Annotated in this window: 15 protein-coding genes; 9 read left to right on the plus strand and 6 right to left on the minus strand. The window is 40.7% G+C overall.

Features of this window, described 5'->3' with window-relative positions:
- Window positions 1-258: 258 nt before the first annotated feature.
- The 9 genes from AC1Z3T_RS19025 (at window position 259) to AC1Z3T_RS19065 (ending at window position 10,743) form a co-directional block, all read left to right on the plus strand.
- Window positions 259-1,752 (plus strand): UvrD-helicase domain-containing protein, encoded by a 1,494-nt coding sequence (locus AC1Z3T_RS19025; protein WP_004825357.1) that lies wholly within the window; start codon window positions 259-261, stop codon window positions 1,750-1,752.
- 92 nt (window positions 1,753-1,844) lie between these two features.
- Entirely contained in the window at window positions 1,845-3,218 is a 1,374-nt protein-coding gene (locus tag AC1Z3T_RS19030; protein WP_419320023.1) for an AAA family ATPase, read from the plus strand.
- 449 nt (window positions 3,219-3,667) lie between these two features.
- Entirely contained in the window at window positions 3,668-6,505 is a 2,838-nt protein-coding gene (locus AC1Z3T_RS19035; RefSeq protein ID WP_100884393.1) for a monovalent cation/H+ antiporter subunit A, read from the plus strand.
- A 3-nt stretch (window positions 6,506-6,508) separates the two neighbouring features.
- A complete protein-coding gene (locus tag AC1Z3T_RS19040; protein WP_004825361.1) occupies window positions 6,509-6,874 on the plus strand; it encodes a Na+/H+ antiporter subunit C in 366 nt (121 codons plus the stop codon).
- Window positions 6,874-8,673, plus strand: coding sequence for a monovalent cation/H+ antiporter subunit D (locus AC1Z3T_RS19045; protein WP_100884392.1), 1,800 nt, complete (start codon window positions 6,874-6,876; stop codon window positions 8,671-8,673). Before AC1Z3T_RS19040 ends, AC1Z3T_RS19045 begins: the two co-directional genes overlap by 1 nt.
- Window positions 8,674-9,195, plus strand: a complete 522-nt coding sequence (locus tag AC1Z3T_RS19050; protein WP_005034327.1) for a Na+/H+ antiporter subunit E — start codon at window positions 8,674-8,676, stop codon at window positions 9,193-9,195.
- The gene (locus tag AC1Z3T_RS19055; protein WP_004825367.1) at window positions 9,192-9,467 is read left to right on the plus strand and encodes a monovalent cation/H+ antiporter subunit F; all 276 of its coding nucleotides are present in this window, start codon (window positions 9,192-9,194) and stop codon (window positions 9,465-9,467) included. Before AC1Z3T_RS19050 ends, AC1Z3T_RS19055 begins: the two co-directional genes overlap by 4 nt.
- A 23-nt stretch (window positions 9,468-9,490) precedes the next feature.
- On the plus strand, window positions 9,491-9,871 hold the full coding sequence (locus AC1Z3T_RS19060) for a Na+/H+ antiporter subunit G (RefSeq protein WP_034707997.1): 381 nt from the start codon (window positions 9,491-9,493) through the stop codon (window positions 9,869-9,871).
- Between the two features lie 245 nt (window positions 9,872-10,116).
- Window positions 10,117-10,743 carry a riboflavin synthase gene (locus AC1Z3T_RS19065; RefSeq protein WP_004825370.1) on the plus strand — a complete coding sequence of 209 codons (627 nt, stop codon included), beginning with the start codon at window positions 10,117-10,119 and terminating at the stop codon, window positions 10,741-10,743.
- A gap of 45 nt (window positions 10,744-10,788) precedes the next feature.
- Here AC1Z3T_RS19065 and AC1Z3T_RS19070 read toward each other — a convergent pair whose 3' ends face one another.
- The 6 genes from AC1Z3T_RS19070 to aroK all read right to left on the minus strand — a co-directional run bounded on the left by AC1Z3T_RS19070 (window position 10,789) and on the right by aroK (window position 20,928).
- On the minus strand, window positions 10,789-11,679 hold the full coding sequence (locus tag AC1Z3T_RS19070; RefSeq protein WP_004825372.1) for a metal-dependent hydrolase: 891 nt from the start codon (window positions 11,677-11,679) through the stop codon (window positions 10,789-10,791).
- A 293-nt stretch (window positions 11,680-11,972) separates the two neighbouring features.
- Window positions 11,973-13,394 (minus strand): FAD-dependent oxidoreductase, encoded by a 1,422-nt coding sequence (locus AC1Z3T_RS19075; protein ID WP_004825375.1) that lies wholly within the window; start codon window positions 13,392-13,394, stop codon window positions 11,973-11,975.
- 89 nt (window positions 13,395-13,483) lie between these two features.
- Window positions 13,484-17,959, minus strand: a complete 4,476-nt coding sequence (gene gltB, locus AC1Z3T_RS19080; protein WP_009587183.1) for a glutamate synthase large subunit — start codon at window positions 17,957-17,959, stop codon at window positions 13,484-13,486.
- 422 nt (window positions 17,960-18,381) lie between these two features.
- Window positions 18,382-19,251 carry a hypothetical protein gene (locus AC1Z3T_RS19085; protein WP_042089089.1) on the minus strand — a complete coding sequence of 290 codons (870 nt, stop codon included), beginning with the start codon at window positions 19,249-19,251 and terminating at the stop codon, window positions 18,382-18,384.
- A gap of 18 nt (window positions 19,252-19,269) precedes the next feature.
- Window positions 19,270-20,349: a 3-dehydroquinate synthase gene (gene aroB, locus AC1Z3T_RS19090; protein ID WP_100884390.1), complete on the minus strand. Its 1,080-nt coding sequence runs from the start codon at window positions 20,347-20,349 to the stop codon at window positions 19,270-19,272.
- Window positions 20,350-20,385: 36 nt separating this feature from the next.
- Window positions 20,386-20,928: a shikimate kinase AroK gene (gene aroK / locus AC1Z3T_RS19095; RefSeq protein ID WP_004825383.1), complete on the minus strand. Its 543-nt coding sequence runs from the start codon at window positions 20,926-20,928 to the stop codon at window positions 20,386-20,388.
- Window positions 20,929-20,933: the final 5 nt, after the last annotated feature.

Below are 20,933 nucleotides of genomic sequence, written 5' to 3' on the forward strand. Positions count from 1 at the left end.
ATTTTCCCGAGCCCAGTTTAAGAATCAGTTATGACAATCTAGTTTCACTTTTAAGTCATTTTAAAGACAAACATATATAAAAATTCGTATGATGATAAAAATGATCAGGTTTGTTGTTTTGAGTTTTTTTATATCTATCTTCATTCTTCTGTTCATCCTCATTGAACAACAAGACAATAGATTTCACCCTAGCCCGGATTATTCTTTGCTATACTCAATACATACTGAATTTCAACCCAATAAGATTTCATAACGACTGTGCCTTATTCTTTTAGCCCAACCTCCGAGCAAAGTTTTGCAATTGCAGAAGCAAGAAAAGGACAATCCTTTAAAGTGATTGCCTATGCTGGCACAGGTAAAACCACGACTTTACAGTTAATCAGCGATGCGATGACTGATCGACGTGGGATGTATTTGGCGTTTAATAAAGCCATCGCAACTGAAGCACAAAATAAATTTCATCAAAATGTAGACTGCCGAACCTTCCATTCACTTGCATTTCGTAGTGTGCCTCGTGGAGTAACCGATAAATTACGTCTACCTCGCCTAAGTCCAAGTTTTATTGCAAAAGAATATCGACTTGAGCCGATTACGTTGAGACGCTTGATGGGTGGTCGTTATGAAAAATATGTGTTGATGCCGAGTCGTTTAGCCAGTCTGGTTGCCAACGCAGTCAGTTATTTCTGCTCAACAAGTTCTCAATATCCTGCACCACGTCATATACAAGCACCCAGCTGGTTGCATCCCGATGATGTTGAATCTTTGCAAACCCACCTCTATAAAGCCGTAGAGCGTCGTTGGTTAGAGTCTATTGATCCAAACCATCAAGCAGGGATTGGTCATGATATTTATCTCAAACTCTGGGCACTGTCAGATCCATTTATTCCCGCAGATTATGTGCTATTTGATGAGGCACAAGATGCTGACCCCTTGATGCTGGGCATCCTGTTGCGCCAACGCAACACCCAAGTTATATATGTGGGTGATGCACATCAACAAATTTACGCTTGGCGTGGTGCCGTTAATGCCATGCAACAAATGCCACTTCCTGAATCACGTTTAACCACTTCATTTCGTTTTGGTGATGCAATCGCAGATGTCGCAAATCATCTGCTTGGTGCCTTGGACGAAACGGTTCCTCTCTTGGGGAATTCAGAAATGAAATCCGCTGTGGTCAATAAACCACATACCAAAATGCGTGATGCAATTTTATGTCGTACTAACGCGCGTGCAATGGAATTACTACTTTCAGGCTTGGTTCAGGGAGATAAAGTCAGCTTACAAGCCGATCATGCCAAACTAAACCGTTTTGTCGATGCCGCAAGTTTATTAAAACAAGGCAAACGTGTGATCGATGTTCCTGAATTGGCATGGTTTAATTCTTGGCATGATGTACATGAATATTGTGAAACCAATGATGGCAGCGATATCAAGCCTTTAGTTAAATTGGTTGATGATCATGGTACAGATCCACTCAAAAAAGCACTTGCTAAAATTACCCCAATAGAGCAAGCTGATTATGTGATTTCTACCGCACATAAAGCCAAGGGACTTGAGTGGAATCGCGTTCATATCGAAGATGATTACCAATTTAAAATAAACGGTTTGGAACATAAAATCAGTGATGAAGAACTGAGACTTTTATATGTCGCTTGTACCCGAGCAAAAGTCAGTTTAAATATTCATCACATTTATGATCTAGTTCAACAACTGAAAGTAAAAACTCCATTTAAAAATAAGGCGACAGCATAAGGTTTTGGTCCTTTCATCAATATGTAAAATCATATAGTCAAAAGATGAATCGTCATAGATTTTCACGCTGCCCGTTAAATGTCAGGTATCTTATGAAACTAGAATCAATTCATTTTCGGCATACATACCATTTTGCTGATTTAAAAATAAATTTTAATGATAAAAATAATAAATCGATTACGCTCATTGTAGGCGATCAAGCCAGCGGTAAAACCGCCATTATTAAGAATATTTATCAAGCGCTGAGCTGGTTTCCCGCTCGCCTGAAAGATTTAAGAACACCTGGTATCGTGATGCTTGATCAGGATATTATGCAAGATCGTGTTCAATCTAAAATCGATGTGAATATCCACTTTCCAGCCGAAATGGGACAATTGGCAGAAAGTAGTGCAACGACTGAAAATGATCCTCAAAGCTGTCGTTGGCAACTTTATAAAACTATAAATAGCGCAGGGATAGGCATTAGCAAAGTTGATTTACAGCAACTCGAACAGTTGGTCGAACGTTATAACCAAGTCATTAAAAATGATCCCGTACAAGGATTACCCATGCTTGCGTATTATCCTGCTGAACGTTTTGTCAATGAAGTTAATATTCTCAATAAAAACAATCCAATCGTTTTACAGCCACATAACGCCTATGAACTGGTGCCAATTCCTTACACCACATTTGCACGTTTTTTCGAATGGTTCAGGGAAATGAGCGATATTGAAAATGCTCAACTCGCACAATTATTTCAAAATATTTTAGAAAAAAAACAGCCTGCTGATCACTCTGATCAAGACTTTCAACATCTTTTATTTCAAGCGCATTCACAGTTACACGCGCCTAGCTTACAGGCATTAAAAAAGAGCCTAAATACGATTATTCCTGAGATCACCGATATCTATCTTGAGTACCAACCAAAACTACAACTTATGGTCACCTATAAAGACCAGAATTTTAGTTATCAGCAATTATCCAATACCGTTAAAAATTGGCTGGCGTTGGTGGGTGATATTGTACGTCGACTGTGTTTACTTAACCCACTGAGCCTTTATCCATGTGAAGAAGGCGAAGGAATCTTGCTGATCGATCAAATTGATGTTGACTTAGATCAACTCGGATTACAGTTCATTCTGGATCGCTTAAATATGGCATTTCCACGCCTCCAAATTATTGCAACCGCAAGTCATGAAGCCTTGTTAGAGCAAGCGGATGAATATCAGTGCTTTAAGCTTGAAAACAAACAACTTCATGAAATTAAAAGCAATGATGTATGGGATGAATATCAACACATCTATGAAAATTTATTAAAAGAAATTCCCAAAGATACCGAACAACCTTTACTTGAACCCAGTATGCAGAGCCTAAATGCTCAAAAATTGTTTCAACAATTTCAACAACTCAATGAACAACAACAAGCTGAATTGAAACGTTTAATCCAATCAGGTGATGATCAATCTTCACATAAATCATTGCTCTAAACTGGGTTTGATCTGAGCGTTAACTTACAGACATGAATGAATGTTGAGAAATTTTCAATCTCTATTTTTTTCATCATTCTCAAATCATGATGTTCTTTGCTTTTACCTGATTTTTTAGCAAGGACGATAAAACCTATAGATTGTGACGCATGGCTTAAAGATTAGACAGCCAAATGCGATCATAAGCGTATAATTACAAATGTTTGCGCAAAAACTGACAAAATAAATTGATGTTATTCTGCGCATGTAATACTATGAAAAAATCAATTCAAATTAGATTTTTCAATCTTAATTGATTTTCTAATCGTTTTCTCATGTTGCGCAACACAACTGATTTTTACTCATTAATTTAACTCGGCTTTCAAGATTTAAGTTATTGGACTGTTCCTTGCATTCCTCAAATCCTTGAAAGATAAGATTCACATAGGTTTCACGACCTATTCACGATAATGGATACGCGTGTGCTTCCGATTATTATTCTATTACCGTTAATACTTGGCACTACCCTTGTCCTGTGGCTGAAGCAATTCTCTCGAGGGGTAACAGCTTTAGGGGCAATCGGGGTCAGTTTAAGCAGTTTCGTACTGCTACTGACTCAGGCAAAAACAGTATTGAGCGGCAATGCCATTTTAGAACAATGGCAATGGTTACCTCAAATTGGGATTGATTTTAGCTTTCGTTTAGATGCACTAAGTTTAATTTTTTCATTGCTGATCACGGGTATTGGCACCCTGATTTATATCTATGCTTACTATTATTTAAATCCTAAAAACTCTCTCAGCAAACTTTATTCATTATTGATGCTATTCATGGCAGCGATGCTGGGTATTTCTCTATCAAACAACCTCATCATATTATTGGTGTTCTGGGAGCTGACCAGTATTTCATCATTCTTGCTTGTGGGTTATTGGAGTAATTACGAAGCAGCGCAACGTGGCGCACGTATGGCAATGACCATCACGGGGATGGGTGGCTTAGCCATGCTGGGTGGTTTTATTTTAATTGGTCATATTGCAGGAACCTATCAAATTGACCAACTCACCACAATGACAACAACAATTCAAAATAGTGGTTTATTTGTTCCTGCCTTATTATTGATTTTATTGGGTGCCTTTACCAAAAGTGCACAATTTCCGTTTCACTTTTGGCTTCCAAATGCAATGGCAGCCCCAACGCCTGTATCGGCGTATTTACATTCAGCAACTATGGTCAAAGCAGGGATTTTCCTTGTTGCTCGCTTGCTTCCGATTTTTGTGGGTTCAGCGTTGTTTCATAACCTCGTGACCACTATTGGATTATTTACCTTATGTATGGCAGCATTCTTTGCCATTTTTAAAGAAGATTTAAAAGGGTTACTGGCCTACTCAACGATTAGTCATTTAGGTCTGATCATGTGCCTATTGGGCATTGGCTCACCATTAGCTGTTGCAGCTGCAATTTTCCATATTATTAACCATGCAACGTTTAAAGCTGCTTTGTTCATGATTGCAGGCATCATTGATCATGAATCAGGTACACGTGACTTAAGAAAGCTCAGTGGACTGTGGCAACTGCTTCCTTTTACTGCAACATTGACCATGATTACTGCTGCCAGTATGGCAGGTGTACCACTCACCAATGGTTTTATTTCTAAAGAAATGTTCTTTACAGAATTATTGGCGAACTTATCTGGTGGCTATGTTGTTTTAGCTGCAATCATTGCAACATTGGCAGGTCTCTTTGCAGTAGCTTATTCGGTACGTCTTGTACATGGTGTATTTTTTGATGGTGATGTAGGACGTGATGTGCCCAACAAAAATGCGCATGAACCTCCGCTTGGCATGCGCTTACCGGCAATTATCTTGGCAACGTTATGTATTCTTGTCGGTATTCTTCCTGCACTTTTGGTGGAAAATATCGTCAATGCAGGAACACGTGCCTCTACACAGCTGTCAAACTTTGAAGGTGTTCATTTAGCCATTTGGCATGGTTTTAATCTGCCTTTACTGATGAGTGCGATTGCCCTCATCGGTGGTGTGATTTTCTACTTTGCTTTAGCCAAAGGTGGGCGAATTCGTGAAATTGACCTTGACCCAAGTTTAGGGCGTTTACAAGGGAAATTATTATTTGAAGACTTCCTGAAAAATCTGTTATCGCTATCCCGCAAAGTAAAGAAAAATACTGAAACAGGTTCATTACAAAATTATTTGTTGCTGATTCTAGCCTTAAGTATTGCTTTAGTTGCTGCCCCGCTACTCAACCAAAACCTCACTACAGGAACACGGGAACTGACACATGCACCATTCACAGCAATCGTCCTTTGGTTGTTGCTGTTCTCTGCATGTTGGATGATGTTGTGGTTCCATCATGAACGGATCAAGGCAGTTTTAATTAGTGGTGCAATTGGTCTGGTCGTCACCATGATTTTTGTGACGCTCTCAGCACCTGATCTTGCACTGACACAAATTACTGTAGATGTGGTTACCACCGTACTGTTGTTGATGAGTTTGTCCCTTCTTCCTCAATTGACACCTTATGAATCAAGCCGTACACGACGTTGGCGTGATGCTGTGCTTGCCATTGGTGGAGGTATTGGAATCGGTTGGATCGCATGGTTGATCATGACACGTGATCACAATTCAATTTCATGGTTCTTTGTACAACAGTCGCTTCCATTGGGTGGTGGTTCAAATATCGTCAATGTAATTTTGGTCGATTTCCGTGGTTTCGATACCTTTGGAGAAATTGCAGTATTAGGTATCGCAGCGATTGGTGCACTCTGCATGATGGATGGGATGCGTACACACGGTACAACCATGACAAAAGGATTAAGCTATCGTTTTAACCCGTCGCCTTTAATGTTCCGTATGACCGCTTCATGGGTACTTCCTGTTGCATTGGTGGTCAGTTTGTATATTTTTCTACGTGGACATAATTATCCAGGGGGTGGCTTTATTGCGGGTTTAATTACCTCAATGGCACTGGTGATTCAATACATTGCACTCGGACAAGACCAAGCGGAACAAATGCTGCGAGCAAAATCTGGTCGACTTTATGAAGTCTGGATTGGATTAGGATTATTGATTGCAGGGCTGTCAGGCATTGCTTCATGGTTATGGGCTCGTCCTTTCCTCACCAGCGCACATGTCTATGTAGAATCAAGTCTATTTGGTACATTCCACCTTGCTTCTGCCGCCGCATTCGATCTTGGTGTATATGGCACTGTGGTTGGTGCAACAATGTTACTCATTTCTGTTTTAGGCGACTCTAGACATTCCAGTATGTCTGGTCCAGTACCCAAGGAGTAATGCATGATCAGTTTAGAATTTTTAATTGCATCTGCGATTGGATTATTGGTTGCCTCTGGTATTTACCTTATTCTTCGAGCTCGTACCTTTCCTGTTGTACTTGGATTGGCAATGATTGGCTATGCCGTGAATATTTTTCTATTCGCAATGGGAAGAATACAAATCAGCTCACCTGCCATTCTCATTCAGGCAACAAAAGTCACTGATCCTTTACCACAAGCGTTGGTACTCACAGCAATTGTGATTGGCTTTGCGACCACAGCTTTTATTGTGCAATTGGCATTGCGTAGCCGATATGAATCGGGTACTGACCATGTCGATGCAAAAGAGGAACCAAGTAGTTTTGACCCACGTGAGGATGAGCCGTAATGAGCAGCTTTTTAGATTTTTGGTATGCTCACTCTCCGATTATGAGTGTGTTGATTCCAGCATTTACTGGTTTCTTACTCATTTTACTGGGCAATCCTGGTTCTGGGGCTTTAAAACATGATTGGCGGCAGCCTTGGCGTCGTGGTCTGAGTTTAGCTTCTATTGTTCTCGGACTTGCGACTGCTATTGCTTATCTGCTTCAAGCCAATACTGGAAAAATATTTGTTTATCAATTGGCTGAATGGTCCGCACCATTTGGTATTGTCTTGGTGCTTGATCGTTTATCCGCATTAATGTTGGTGCTTACCTACGCGCTTGCAACCCCAATTTTATGGTTTGCCAGTAAGGAATGGGATGAGCGTGGTCGCTACTTCCATGCCATGTTCCATCTATTGCTGATGGGATTAAGTGGTGCATTTCTAACAGGCGATTTATTCAACCTCTTCGTGTTCTTTGAAATATTGTTAATGGCATCTTATGTATTGCTATTACATGGTCAAGGCAAAGCGCGTTTTCAACTTGGTATACATTACGTCACGATTAACTTACTTGCTTCTGCCCTGTTCTTGATTGGATTAGGAATGATTTATGGCAGTGTGGGCAGTTTAAATATGGCAGATGTAGGACGATTGTTACCGACTTTAGATAACGATCAACATCGACTTGCCGTAGCGGGAGGTTTACTGCTGTTCGTGGTCTTTGGAATTAAGGCAGCCATGTTACCTGTCGGTTTTTGGCTACCAAAAACTTATGCTGTCGCAACAACACCTGTTGCTGCCATTTTTACGATTATGACCAAAGTCGGTGTGTATGCGATTTTACGCGTTAATGGCACAGTATTTAATGATGCTTTAGCTGCGCATTTTCTTCAAACATGGTTATTGCCGATTGGTTTGCTGACTTCACTTTATGGGGTCATTGGAGCGCTGGCTGCAGAGCGTTTGCGTCGCTTTGTCGGCTTTATGATATTGTCTTCAATTGGCACAATCTTAGTTGCTATTGCAATGCTGAATACACAAGCATGGTCGGCAGGTTTATATTATCTTGTGCATAGTACTGTGATTGCAGCATCGTTCTACTTAGTGTGTGGCTGGATTACTTCACAACGTGGTGCAATGAAAGATCACCTCAAAGTTGCACCTAAAATGAAGCAAGACAAAGTATTGGCAATGACATTCTTTGTGATTGCATTGATGATGGCTGGCTTACCGCCATTTAGTGGCTTTTTAGGCAAGGTTTTGATTTTGCAAGCCACTGCAAATATGGCAGCGCAAGGCTGGATTATTGCAGTGATTTTAATCGTCAGCCTATTGAGTATTATTGCTTTTACCCGCGTCGGATTCATTCTGTTTTGGCGTGCAACTGCACCTGAAAATAATCCTAAAGAAGAGGCTTATGCTGCTTATCAAGCTTTGCCAAATCAAGCACCGCCACGCAACGATAAAACGATTTATCTGCTATTGGCAGGTTTAATTGCCTATGTCGTCTGTGCCGCACCGATTTTAAATTATGTTGAAAAAACAGCAGCACAAATTACCGATGCCTCTTTGTATCAACATGGTATTTTAAAAACTGATGAACAAGGACAAACCATTAGTGTCCAACCGTTCGATCCAAACTATGTTCCTGAAACCAAATACAATGGTGAAATGGTCGATCCAAACGCGCATTATATTCCTTATATTATTAGCCCAGATACGCTACAAGGTGAACATATCTCCGAGTATAAGCAGCGTCAAATCAAAGGACAGGAACAGCAGCATACGGAAAATAATCAACTGAAGCCAATGGAGCAATAAATGCAAAATCAATCATTATTGACCCGTATAGTGCCACATCCCTTTGTATCGGTGATTGTGGCAATGAGTTGGCTGATGCTGAATCATAGCGCTGAAAGTTTTGACATTGTGGTTGCAATCGCTCTAGGCTTGATTATTCCCAAATTGATCCAACCCTTTATTGTTTGTACCCCGAATATTCATTGGAAAAGTGCAATTCAATTATTCTTTGTAGTGCTATGGGACATCATCATCAGTAATATTAAAGTCGCAAAACAGGTTTTGGGACCCACAAAAAATCTCCAACCGAAGTGGTTTCGGATTCCTTTAGACACTGATCATGAACACGTCAATACCCTGTTGGCAATGATTATTACCACCACCCCTGGAACTGTCAGTGCGGGGATAGATCAAGAGCGTGGTGACATTTTGGTTCATGCCTTAAGTTGCGATGATGTGGATGCTGAAATCCAAGCGATTAAAGCACGCTATGAAGTCCCGTTAATCGAGATATTTGACCTTCAACAAGGAGAACGCTCATGAGCATCCTGCCTTATGCGCTAGGCATCTGCCTCGTTGCTGTCACGCTCTCTATGTTGCTGTGTTTAATCCGTTTGGTGATGGGACCTTCGATTGTAGATCGCTTATTGGCACTAGATACCTTGTTTTTAAATGCGACCTGCTTAATCGTTATTTTGGGGATTTACTGGGCCAGCACCTCGATGTTTGAAGGTGCACTTTTGGTCGCCATGCTTGGCTTTGTTTCAACTGCAGCTCTGGCTCGTTATTTTACAACGGGTCATGTTATTGATTAAGGAGGACGATCATGGAAAATAATATGCAACTCATCATGGAAATTATCGTTTCATTCTTCCTCATCATTGGTGCATTTTTTACTTTGGTGGGTGGTATCGGGATGGTCAAACTGCCTGACTTATTTATGCGACTTCATGCACCCACAAAATCCAGTACTTTAGGTTTAGGCAGCTTTCTGCTTGCAGGTATGATTTATGCCGCATTCAATAGTCGTTTAGGTTTTGCAGAACTGCTCATTACCTTATTGGCTTTTATTACAGCACCTGTATCTGCAAACTTAATTGCGCAAGCAGCAATCCATTTACGACTCCGTTCTACCTCTGGCGATGTTCCTGAAGCAATCAATCGCCCTTTACCTTGGCAACGTCAGAAAATCATCAAACAATTTAAGGATGATATTTAATCCACCTTGAGCTTAAAAGCAGTGTTAAAGATTCAGTTTTAACACTGCTACATACCGCGCCTTAACACAAGAACTCCCAGTAAATGAAGTCACATTTCAAGATAATTGACTTAATATTAATAAGGCAATACTAAGCCTTCTAAAATAAGAAATTAGAACACTACTCCACATAAATTTAAAATTCAACGCTATGCCAAAGCACTGAAACATGTACAATAAAATCAGCTTAATAAATGAGGTTGAGTATGTATACTGGCATTGTTCAAGGCTTAGAAAAAGTGGTCAATATCCGACATAGCGATCACTTTACAACCCTTTATATTTCCAATGAAAATCACTTTTTCGACGATATATTTATTGGTGCAAGTGTTGCAATTGATGGAACATGCTTAACCGCAACAGGTTATGATACCGTGTTACATACGGTGTCATTTGATGTCTCAGCACTCACCACATCGCTGACCACACTACAATTTTTAAACATTGGCGATCAAGTCAATATCGAAAGGTCGATTAAAGCTGGAATGGAAAATGGTGGACACAATCTTTATGGACATATTGAAGGTATGGCAACCATTAAAGATGTTATCCATACAGGTGAGACTGTACATATTGATCTTGTCATCCCTGATGAAAATATCAAATACTTCTTTAAAAAAGGTTTTATTGGGCTGCAAGGTTGTAGCCTAACAGTCAATCGAGTTGATCGACAAAGCAATGAAATATCCGTGGATTTAATTCCAGAAACCTTAAGATTGACCACCTTTAAACATGTCCAAATCGGTGGAAAACTCAATTATGAAATCGACCAAATGACCCGTACTATGGTGGATACTTTAGAAAGTATCCATCAACGTCTCAATGAAAAATAAAAAAAGCCAATATAAATCATTGGCTTTTCAAGTGCGAATCAATCCTTAACTATACAGCGGTGGATGAACTTCTTCTTGGAAACTTTCCATTCCATAATCATCCGCCAACTTTTCCTTCCAATAAGCAACAATCTTTGAATAATCAATTTCATCTGGATGAAAATCAGCTTTGTAATAAGACAAATATTCTGGAATCAATGAAATCAGCATCTTAGAAATCATATAAATTCCAAAAATATTTTGTGGTACTTTCGGCAAACTTTTTTTCCAGTCTTGCATAAACAAACGTGTTGCAGAATAGAACGTTAAACTTGCAAAACCTGTGGTTACATTGCGCATGACTGTACGACGAGTACGATCATCCTTATAAATCGCCTGATATACATCAAAAGCCACTGAACGATGCTCGATTTCCTCAATGGCATGCCATACCCAAAGTTTGACCGCATCATCATCCAATGTACTTAAAACTTCAGGATGCCGCAAAATATAGCCTCCCAACAAGGCAGTAAAGTGTTCAAAAGCAGCGGTGACTGCAAGCTGTAATTTTGGATGTACACTTTTTATAAATGCATCGCGGCGCGCTAACCATGCTTGAAAACTATCGAGGTTATAATCATCACGACGCCATGCATCATTGAATTCTGTATGTGCTTTGGAATGCATCGCTTCTTGCCCAATGAATGCAGCGATTTGTGCCTGTAATTTTTCATCTGTAATTTTGTCACGCACATTGCGGACACTATGCACAAAGAATTGCTCACCAATTGGAAAAGTCGAAGATAATGCCGTGAGTAAGTGTGACATCACGGGTGAATTCGCAAAAAAATGTCTACGAATGGCTTTAGGGTTAAAGCTTGGTTTACGGACTTTAATACCAATAGCTTTAGGACGATTTAGATATGATTTTTCTGCCGTCACTTGAACTGTTGACATCGGGCTAATCCTACATTTGTCTAAATTTAACCTATATTGGCACAATCTCAATATTTGTATATTGCAGAATCATTCATCAAGTAGCAAAAATGCTCACTATGTCAAAAAAGCCAGATAAACAGTGAACAAACCCTTTTTGAAATATGAGATAAAAATTTAAAAATCAATAAATTAGGATAAAAATAAAGCTTTTATAATGATTTATATTTTGTCACTAAAACCTACAAAGTTCCGACAAAAACAAAGCCTGCGATGACGCAGGCTTTGGAAATGGGTCTTTGAATGTTAAGCGTTTAAACATCAAGGTAATCCAAAATACCTTCCGCTGCTTCACGGCCTTCCCAGATTGCGGTCACAACCAAGTCAGAACCACGAACCATATCACCGCCTGCAAAGATTTTTGGGTTAGAGGTTTGGAATTTAAATTCTTGCTTTTCAGCAGCAAGTACTCGACCAGAACCATCTAAATCTATGTTTGCGCCTGCAAACCAATCCGCTGGAGAAGTACGGAAACCAAAAGCAAGTAATACAGCATCTGCTGGTAAAACTTCTTCAGAACCCGGAATCGGTTCAGGGCTACGACGACCACGGCTATCTGGCTGGCTGAGTTGAGTCGTTACAAATTTAACACCTGTCACTTTACCATTTTCGCCTACGATTTCAATCGGTTGACGATTGAATTGGAATTCCACACCTTCCTCACGTGCATTCTTCACTTCACGACGTGAACCTGGCATGTTTTCTTCATCACGACGGTAAGCACAAGTGACCGTTTCAGCACCTTGACGGATTGAAGTACGGTTACAGTCCATCGCAGTATCACCACCGCCAAGAACGATGACTTTTTTGCCCTGAACACTGATGTATTCAGATGGATCTTTTTCCCAGCCTTGTGTACGGTTTACATTGGCGATCAAGAAATCCAGCGCATCATAAACGCCATCAAAATCTTCACCTGCAAAGCCGCCTTTCATGTAGGTATATGTTCCCATACCCATGAATACAGCGTCATAGTCTGCAAGTAATTGGTCAATGGTGATGTCTGTACCAATTTCAGTATTCAAGCGGAATTCAACGCCCATACCGGTGAAGATCTCACGGCGGCGTTTCATTACATCCTTTTCCATTTTGAATTCTGGAATACCAAATGTAAGTAAACCACCGATTTCAGGACGTTTATCAAAAACAACAGGTTTTACCCCATTACGTACCAAAATATCTGCACAACCTAAACCGGCTGGACCTGCACCAATAATTGCAACTTTTTTGTCGGTCCATTTTACTGAGGACATATCTGGACGCCAGCCTAAAGCAAAAGCCGTATCGTTGATATATTTTTCCGCATTACCAATGGTTACAGCACCAAAACCATCGTTTAAGGTACAAGCACCCTCACATAAACGATCTTGTGGGCAAACACGACCACAGACTTCAGGCAATGTATTGGTTTGATGGCAAAGCTCTGCAGCTTGGAAAATACGCCCTTCTGCAATCAGCTTTAACCAGTTTGGAATATAGTTATGTACAGGACATTTCCATTCACAATACGGGTTACCACAGCCTAAACAACGGTGGGTTTGGTTTGCTGCCACTTCCGCTGTAAAAGGTTTATAAATTTCCACAAACTCTGCTTTGCGGACATTAATATCTTTTTTCTCTGGATCTTGGCGTGCTACATCCAGAAATTGAAAGTCATTATTTAGGCGCTCTGCCATGTCTCTCTCCGTGGGTGAGCGTGGATAACTTTTTCACTTGTGTATATCTGTGAAGTTATCCACACCTACCTAAAATATGAGTAGTGGAATTATTGTGGATCTGCTTGAGTTGTCTTCAAAAGCGTTTGCAAATTAGCAGCTTTTGGTTTCACTAGCCAGAATTTACGGCTATAGAAATCAAACTCGTTGCGGATCTTGTACGCCCAAGCACTACCTGTTTCAGCAATATGTTCATCTAAGATGCGAAGTAAGAATTCTTGATGTTCTTCCATCGCTTCTGTAGAAATACGGTTTAACTCAATTAATTCGTGGTTGTAGTAATCGACGAAGTCATTGTCCAAGTCAAGTACATAAGCAAAACCACCAGTCATACCTGCGCCAAAGTTGTGACCAACTTTGCCGAGCACAGTCACGATACCGCCAGTCATATATTCACAGCAATGGTCGCCAGCGCCTTCAATAACAGCAAATGCGCCAGAGTTACGTACAGCGAAACGCTCACCTGCTGTACCTGCTGCAAATAATTTACCGCCTGTCGCACCATACAAACATGTATTACCAATAATCGCTGTTTCTTGGGTTTGGAATGGTGAACCTTTTGGTGGGAAGATCGAAACTCGACCACCTGCCATACCTTTACCAACATAATCGTTTGCATCACCTTCAAGGCTAATATGCAAACCACCCGCATTCCAAACACCCAATGATTGTCCTGCTGTACCGGTTAAATTCACTTTAACTGGGTGTGCTTCCATACCCAAGTTGCCATAACGTTTTGCGATTTCACCAGACAAACGCGCACCAATCGAACGGTCACAGTTACCCACAGTGAAATGGAACGCACCACCAGTACTTGCTTCAATTGCAGGTAACATTTCAGCCACCATTTTCTCAGCAAGGATACCTTTATCAAACGGCTCGTTGCCTTGCACTTGGCAATATTGTGCTTTCCCTTCCGCAGATGGATGCGATTCTAACAATGCACTCAGGTCTAAGTGCGCATGTTTTTCTGTTTCACCTGGCAACATTTCCAACAAATCAGTACGACCAATCAAGTCTTTTAATGATGCTACACCGAGTGCTGCCAACCATTCACGAGTTTCTTCCGCAATAAAATGGAAGAAATTAATCAGCATTTCTGGCTCGCCAATATAATGCTCTTGACGTAAATGATCTTGTTGCGTTGCAACACCTGTTGCACAGTTGTTCAAATGACAAATACGCAGGTATTTACAACCTAAAGCGATCATTGGTGTTGAACCGAAACCGAAGCTTTCCGCACCTAAAATTGCTGCTTTTACAACATCAAGACCCGTTTTCAAACCGCCATCTGTTTGTACACGAACTTTGCCACGTAAATCATTGACACGAAGTGCTTGATGCGCTTCAGAAAGACCCAATTCCCATGGTGAACCTGCATGATGAATTGAAGATAATGGCGAAGCAGCTGTACCACCGTCATAACCCGAAATAGTAATGAAGTCAGCGTATGCCTTAGCAACACCAGCAGCAATCGTACCTACGCCAGGCTCTGAAACCAGTTTCACCGAAACCATCGCTTGAGGGTTGACTTGTTTTAAGTCAAAAATCAATTGCGATAAATCTTCGATTGAATAAATATCATGATGTGGTGGTGGAGAAATCAAAGTTACACCAGGCACTGAATAGCGTAAACGGGCAATTAGACCATTCACTTTACCGCCAGGTAACTGACCACCTTCGCCCGGTTTCGCACCTTGGGCTACTTTAATCTGTAAAACTTCAGCCGATGTTAAATATGCCGGTGTTACACCAAAACGACCAGAAGCAATCTGCTTAATTTTAGAGTTACGGATCGTGCCATAACGTGCAGGATCTTCACCGCCCTCACCAGAGTTTGAACGACCGCCAATAGTATTCATTGCAATTGCAATCGCTTCATGCGCTTCAGGAGACAATGCACCTAGAGACATACCTGCCGAGTCAAATCGCGGTAAAATTTCTTCAACCGATTCAACTGCTTCTAATGGAATAGAATGCTCAGTTTTCAGTTTTAATAAGTCGCGAATTGTAGCAATTGGACGTGTATTCACTAACTCAGCATATTCTTTAAAGTCAGCATAGTTTCCAGAACGTACTGCTTTATGCAAAGCATTGATTACGTCTGGATTGAATGCGTGATATTCCTTATCAAATACAAATTTGAGTAAGCCACCTTGGTCAATCGGTTTACGCGATTTCCAAGCTGTTTCCGCTAATTTTTTCTGATCATTTTCAAGATCAGTGAATGTTGCACCTTTAATACGGCTTGGTACACCTGTGAAACACTTATTCACGACTTCATCAGACAAACCAACGGCTTCAAACAACTGACCACCACGGTAAGATGCAACTGTAGAAATCCCCATCTTAGACAAAACTTTGAGTAAGCCTTTCTCAATGCCTTTACGGAAATTTGCCTGTGCATGGATTGGATCGCCCAATAACTCACCTTTTGCAATCAAGTCATTGATTACATCATATGCAAGATATGGGTAGATCGCCGTAGCACCGAAACCTAAGATCACCGCAAACTGATGTGGATCGCGTGCTAAAGCAGTTTCAACAATAATGTTGGCATCGGTACGCAAACCTGCATTAATCAGGAAATGATGGATTGCACCTGTTACCATAGCAGAATTGGCAGGCAGATAACCCTGACGGATTTTCTTGTCTGAAATTACCAATAAAGTTTTGCCATCACGAATCGCCTGTGCAGATTCTTCACAGATTCTGCTGATCGCAGCTTCAAGACCTTCCGTTTCAGGATAGTTCAAATCAATATCTGCAATTTCATAACCTTTACGACCCAAGGTACGAATCTGATGCATTTTAGAGTTTGACAAGACAGGGCTTGAAATAATCAAGCGATCTGCATGTTCAGGACCTTGTTCAAATACATTTTGCTCACGCCCCATACATGTTTCTAACGACATCACGATAGATTCACGCAGTGGGTCAATAGGTGGATTGGTGACTTGGGCAAATTGCTGACGGAAGTAATCCGTGACATGGCGAACCTGACGTGACAACACAGCCATAGGAGTGTCATCTCCCATAGAACCCACAGCTTCCTGACCGCTTTCCGCAATTGGACGTAATAGTTGGTCACGCTCTTCAAAGGTCACCATAAACATTTTTTGCGCTGCTTTTAGGTCATCGCCTTTTAAGCCTTGATCGCATAAATATTCTTCAAGTTCTGGGCTACCTTGCACACGAACTGAGTTTTCACGCAACCATTCACGATATGGACGCATTTTTTTCAGATGATTACTGACATCTTTAGTATCCAGCATTTTGCCTGTGAATGTATCAATCACAAGAATTTGCCCCGGACCTACACGACCTTTGGATACCACATCTTCAGGTTCATAGCCCCATACACCAATTTCTGATGCCAATGTAATATAGCCATTTTTAGTGATCACCCAACGCGCAGGACGTAATCCATTACGGTCAAGCATACAAATCGCATGGCGACCATCTTGAATCACTAGACCTGCAGGGCCATCCCATGCTTCCATATGCTTTGAGTTGAACTCATAAAATGCACGTAAATCCGCATCTAAAGTTTCAACGTTTTGCCAAGCAGGTGGTACCAACATGCGCAATGCACGGAATAAGTCCATACCACCGCCAACAAGAAGCTCAAGCATGTTGTCCATACTTGACGAATCTGAGCCTGTCCGATTTACAATCGGATTAAGCTCTGTGATCCCTGGCAATAAAGGATTTTCGAACTTTGGTGTACGTGCTACAGCCCAGTTACGGTTTGCTGTAATGGTATTGATTTCACCATTATGTGCCAAATAACGGAAAGGCTGTGCCAATGGCCAACGAGGCAAAGTATTGGTAGAAAAACGTTGATGGAAAACAACGATATGTGAATCCAAACGTTCATCAGCAAGATCTGTGTAGAATTCTGCAATATATGCAGGCATCATCAAACCTTTATAGCTGATTACAGTAGAGCACAATGTAGTGACATAGAAATACGGGTCAGCAGTCAGCTGTTGTTCAGCACGACGACGTGCCATAAGTAACTTACGGTTAAACTCAACCTCAGTTACGCCCATTGGGCAGTTGACAAAAATTTGTTCGAACGCAGGCAAAGACTGCATTGCAATTGAACCCAATGCATCATTATTGGTGGGAATAACACGCCAGCCAATCACACGACAACCTTCATCCTCAATTTCTTTAGTGAGAATCTTTTTCGCATGCGCTGCAAGAGCAGGATCTAAGTTTAAGAATACTGTACCGACTGCAAATACTTCACTCAGTGTAATGTCACTAATTTTCTTTGCTTCTTCACGGAAAAATGCTTTCGGCATAGCCAAGAGTAAACCACAACCATCACCGGTCTTACCATCTGCGGCAATACCACCTCGGTGTGTCATACAACTTAGACTATGAATCGCGGTCTTGACTAAATCATGACTCGCATCACCCTGCATATGGGCAATCAAGCCGAAACCACAGTTATCTTTAAACTCATCCGGTTGGTATAAACCTTGAGCGGGAGCTACAGTATTAGGCGATGGCATGTGCATAGCGTACCCTTCTTTCTACATAGGCCCATGAGGGCGAAAAACATTCAAACACTCAATTACGATTTTTAAGTATTTTCGTATACCAAGTAAACACTTAGTCTAAATCGAATACCAGTCCGTTTTTACTTTAATTGCAAAATTGTTTTACAGCTTTCGCACTGAAATAAAGCACCAATCATGACTTAAAATCGCACACCAACTAAATCATTTCGCTCCAAAATAGGGACAATCAACTCAATTAGCGCAACAATAAAGCAAAAAATATGCCAGTTTTTATTTTTGTTCACCAAATCGCTAAAATACAGTGAAATAAAGATATTGATTAAAATTAGCTGTTTCTTATAAATACATTTTTAGCACCATTTTTGTGCAAATTATAAATCTCATGATCTATTTTGCTTCATTTTAGCGCTCATTTAATTAAATGGATCACTCACTTCATGCTCTACAGGTTTCTTTTCAGTTGCAGCGCCACTCGATTCTTTTGTCCCTGAGGATGTTTGAGTGGTTGAATTTGATTTTTGCACATCAACAACCTTGCCCGAGGCATCACGACGAGTAATTGTGGTCTTGGTCGTTTCATTGTTTGCACCAGAAGAATTGGTCAATGATGATAAAGCTGATTTGGCTTGAGCCAATACAGTTTCATCGACCACTGGCAACGGGGCTGACTTCAATTTAACTTCATAAAGTTTATTGGCGCTTGCCATTTCATCTGCGCCTAAATCATTCACCAAAGCGCTATACTTCTCAAATTGAATTGATTGAGGATGTATCGATGCAGGCAATTTGAGGTTTAACTGTTGTAATTGCGCTTTCGCCTGATCATCCGTTTTAAATAATCCATAAGCTAAAACATACTGTTCTGTTTGATTTTCGCCACTTAAACGGAAATAGATAAAATTTTTACGATCGGCTTGTTTTTGTAAAAAACTTTGAATGACATCTTCATTTGAAGCTTTGAACAATTCGATTGTCCATGCTTTTTTATTCTCTTGAAAAAACTTTGTTCCACGAAATTCAGCATCGTGATTACCTGCAGTCACCACACGAGTGGTCATTTCAAGTGGACGCACCTCATCCATTAAAGCGCCCAAATGTGCAGTAGCCGCCACTTTTTCTGGTTGAATCTGGACTTGGGTCTCTTCAATCGGATTTTCTACAGTGACCAATTCTTTAGTATCTGTGACTGCCCAAAAAATCACGGCAATCACCAGACACAGCAATCCACCAACCAACCAAATATATTGTCGAATATTTTGCCAATTTGTACGAATTGCTGCCATTTGAACACGAACCTTTTTCTATATTTGATTTGCTAAAATCGCTTGTTTCATCAACTCAAGGTCAAAATCATTGATAATGACAGCTTGCCCGAGTTGTTTCATCAATATTAAACGAAGTTGACCATTTAACACTTTCTTATCATGCGACATATAAGCCAAAAATTCATCTAATGGAATTTGTGGACATGCTACAGGTAATTGCGCACGTTGTATGATTTTTTTTGTACGCACTAAATCATCAAATGAAATCCAGCCCATACGATGAGATAAATCCGCAGCCATCACCATGCCCGTTGCAACCGCTTCTCCATGCAACCACACCCCATAACCGAGATAAGACTCAATGGCATGACCAAAAGTATGCCCTAAATTTAACAGCGCACGCTCACCTTGTTCTTTTTCATCATTGGCCACAATGCGGGCTTTATGTGCACAAGAACGATAGACGGCTTCTGCCAATAACTCAGGATCTTGAGCAACTAAACCATCCATATGTGCTTCTAGCCAAGTGAGGAATTCCACATCTCCCAACAACGCATACTTAATGACTTCTGCCAAGCCAGCTGAAAGCTCCCGTGCAGGTAAGGTTTTCAATTGTGCCATATCCGCTAAAACCACTTGAGGCTGCTGAAATGCACCAATCATATTTTTACCGAGTGGGTGGTTAATTCCTGTTTTTCCACCGACACTTGAATCCACTTGGGACAACAGTGTGGTTGGCACTTGAATAAAATAAACACCGCGTTGAAAACAGGCTGAGGCAAAACCAGCCATATCCCCAATCACACCGCCACCCAAAGCCAAAACCGTACAATCACGGTTAAAACCAGCCTCAAGTAAAGCATCAAAAATCAAGTTGAGATGTTCAATATTCTTATATTTTTCACCATCTGGTAGGACACATGTTGCAACTTGCTTACCCAATTGTTGAATCGCTTCAACATAATGCGATAAATATAAAGGCTGAACAGTACTATTGGTCACCACCATCACTTGACGACCTTTAATATAAGGTTCAAGTAACTCTTGAGGATTTAAATGACTTCCAATAAAAATTGGATAGCGACGTTCACCCAGTTCAACATGTAAAGTTTGCATGATCCTGCCAAATAACAATGAATAAAGATTTACCGATTAAACAATTTCTTTTGAAACAATCAACTGCAATATTTTCAGTGCCAAGTCTCGTGCAGCCCCCTGATTGGTTTCAATAATATAATGTGCAACATCTCGATACAATGGATCACGAATTTTAAGCAGATCTCTTAATTTTTTTTCAGGATTTTCCACTTGCAATAAGGGACGATTTTTATCTCGATGTGTACGCAATAATTGAATTTCTACAGGTGTATATAAATAAATCACAATACCCCGATGCTTGAGATATTCACGATTCATGGCTTGCGTGACAGCCCCGCCTCCTGTCGCAACAACTAAATTCTTTTTGGAGGTTAAATCATCAATGACGATGGTTTCTCTAGTACGGAAACCTTGTTCACCCTCTTTTTCAAAAATCCAAGGAATGGATGCACCTGTTTTTCTTTCTATTTCATGATCGCTATCTAAAAAATCACGACCTAACAGTTCCGCAAGATGCCGACCGACTGTTGTTTTTCCCGCTCCCATGGGCCCTACCAAATAAATATTTGGCAGGGTTTCAAACTCTTTGCTTGGCAAGGAGT

The sequence above is a fragment of the Acinetobacter sp. B-6 genome (assembly GCF_056930735.1).

Coding starts and splice junctions, on each gene's coding strand:
- AC1Z3T_RS19030 (WP_419320023.1), top strand. CDS start 1,845: ATGAAACTAGAATCAATTCATTTTCGGCATACATACCATTTTGCTGAT.
- AC1Z3T_RS19035 (WP_100884393.1), top strand. CDS start 3,668: ATGGATACGCGTGTGCTTCCGATTATTATTCTATTACCGTTAATACTT.
- AC1Z3T_RS19040 (WP_004825361.1), top strand. CDS start 6,509: ATGATCAGTTTAGAATTTTTAATTGCATCTGCGATTGGATTATTGGTT.
- AC1Z3T_RS19045 (WP_100884392.1), top strand. CDS start 6,874: ATGAGCAGCTTTTTAGATTTTTGGTATGCTCACTCTCCGATTATGAGT.
- AC1Z3T_RS19050 (WP_005034327.1), top strand. CDS start 8,674: ATGCAAAATCAATCATTATTGACCCGTATAGTGCCACATCCCTTTGTA.
- AC1Z3T_RS19055 (WP_004825367.1), top strand. CDS start 9,192: ATGAGCATCCTGCCTTATGCGCTAGGCATCTGCCTCGTTGCTGTCACG.
- AC1Z3T_RS19060 (WP_034707997.1), top strand. CDS start 9,491: ATGCAACTCATCATGGAAATTATCGTTTCATTCTTCCTCATCATTGGT.
- AC1Z3T_RS19065 (WP_004825370.1), top strand. CDS start 10,117: ATGTATACTGGCATTGTTCAAGGCTTAGAAAAAGTGGTCAATATCCGA.
- AC1Z3T_RS19070 (WP_004825372.1), bottom strand. CDS start 11,679: ATGTCAACAGTTCAAGTGACGGCAGAAAAATCATATCTAAATCGTCCT.
- AC1Z3T_RS19075 (WP_004825375.1), bottom strand. CDS start 13,394: ATGGCAGAGCGCCTAAATAATGACTTTCAATTTCTGGATGTAGCACGC.
- gltB (WP_009587183.1), bottom strand. CDS start 17,959: ATGCCATCGCCTAATACTGTAGCTCCCGCTCAAGGTTTATACCAACCG.
- AC1Z3T_RS19085 (WP_042089089.1), bottom strand. CDS start 19,251: ATGGCAGCAATTCGTACAAATTGGCAAAATATTCGACAATATATTTGG.
- aroB (WP_100884390.1), bottom strand. CDS start 20,349: ATGCAAACTTTACATGTTGAACTGGGTGAACGTCGCTATCCAATTTTT.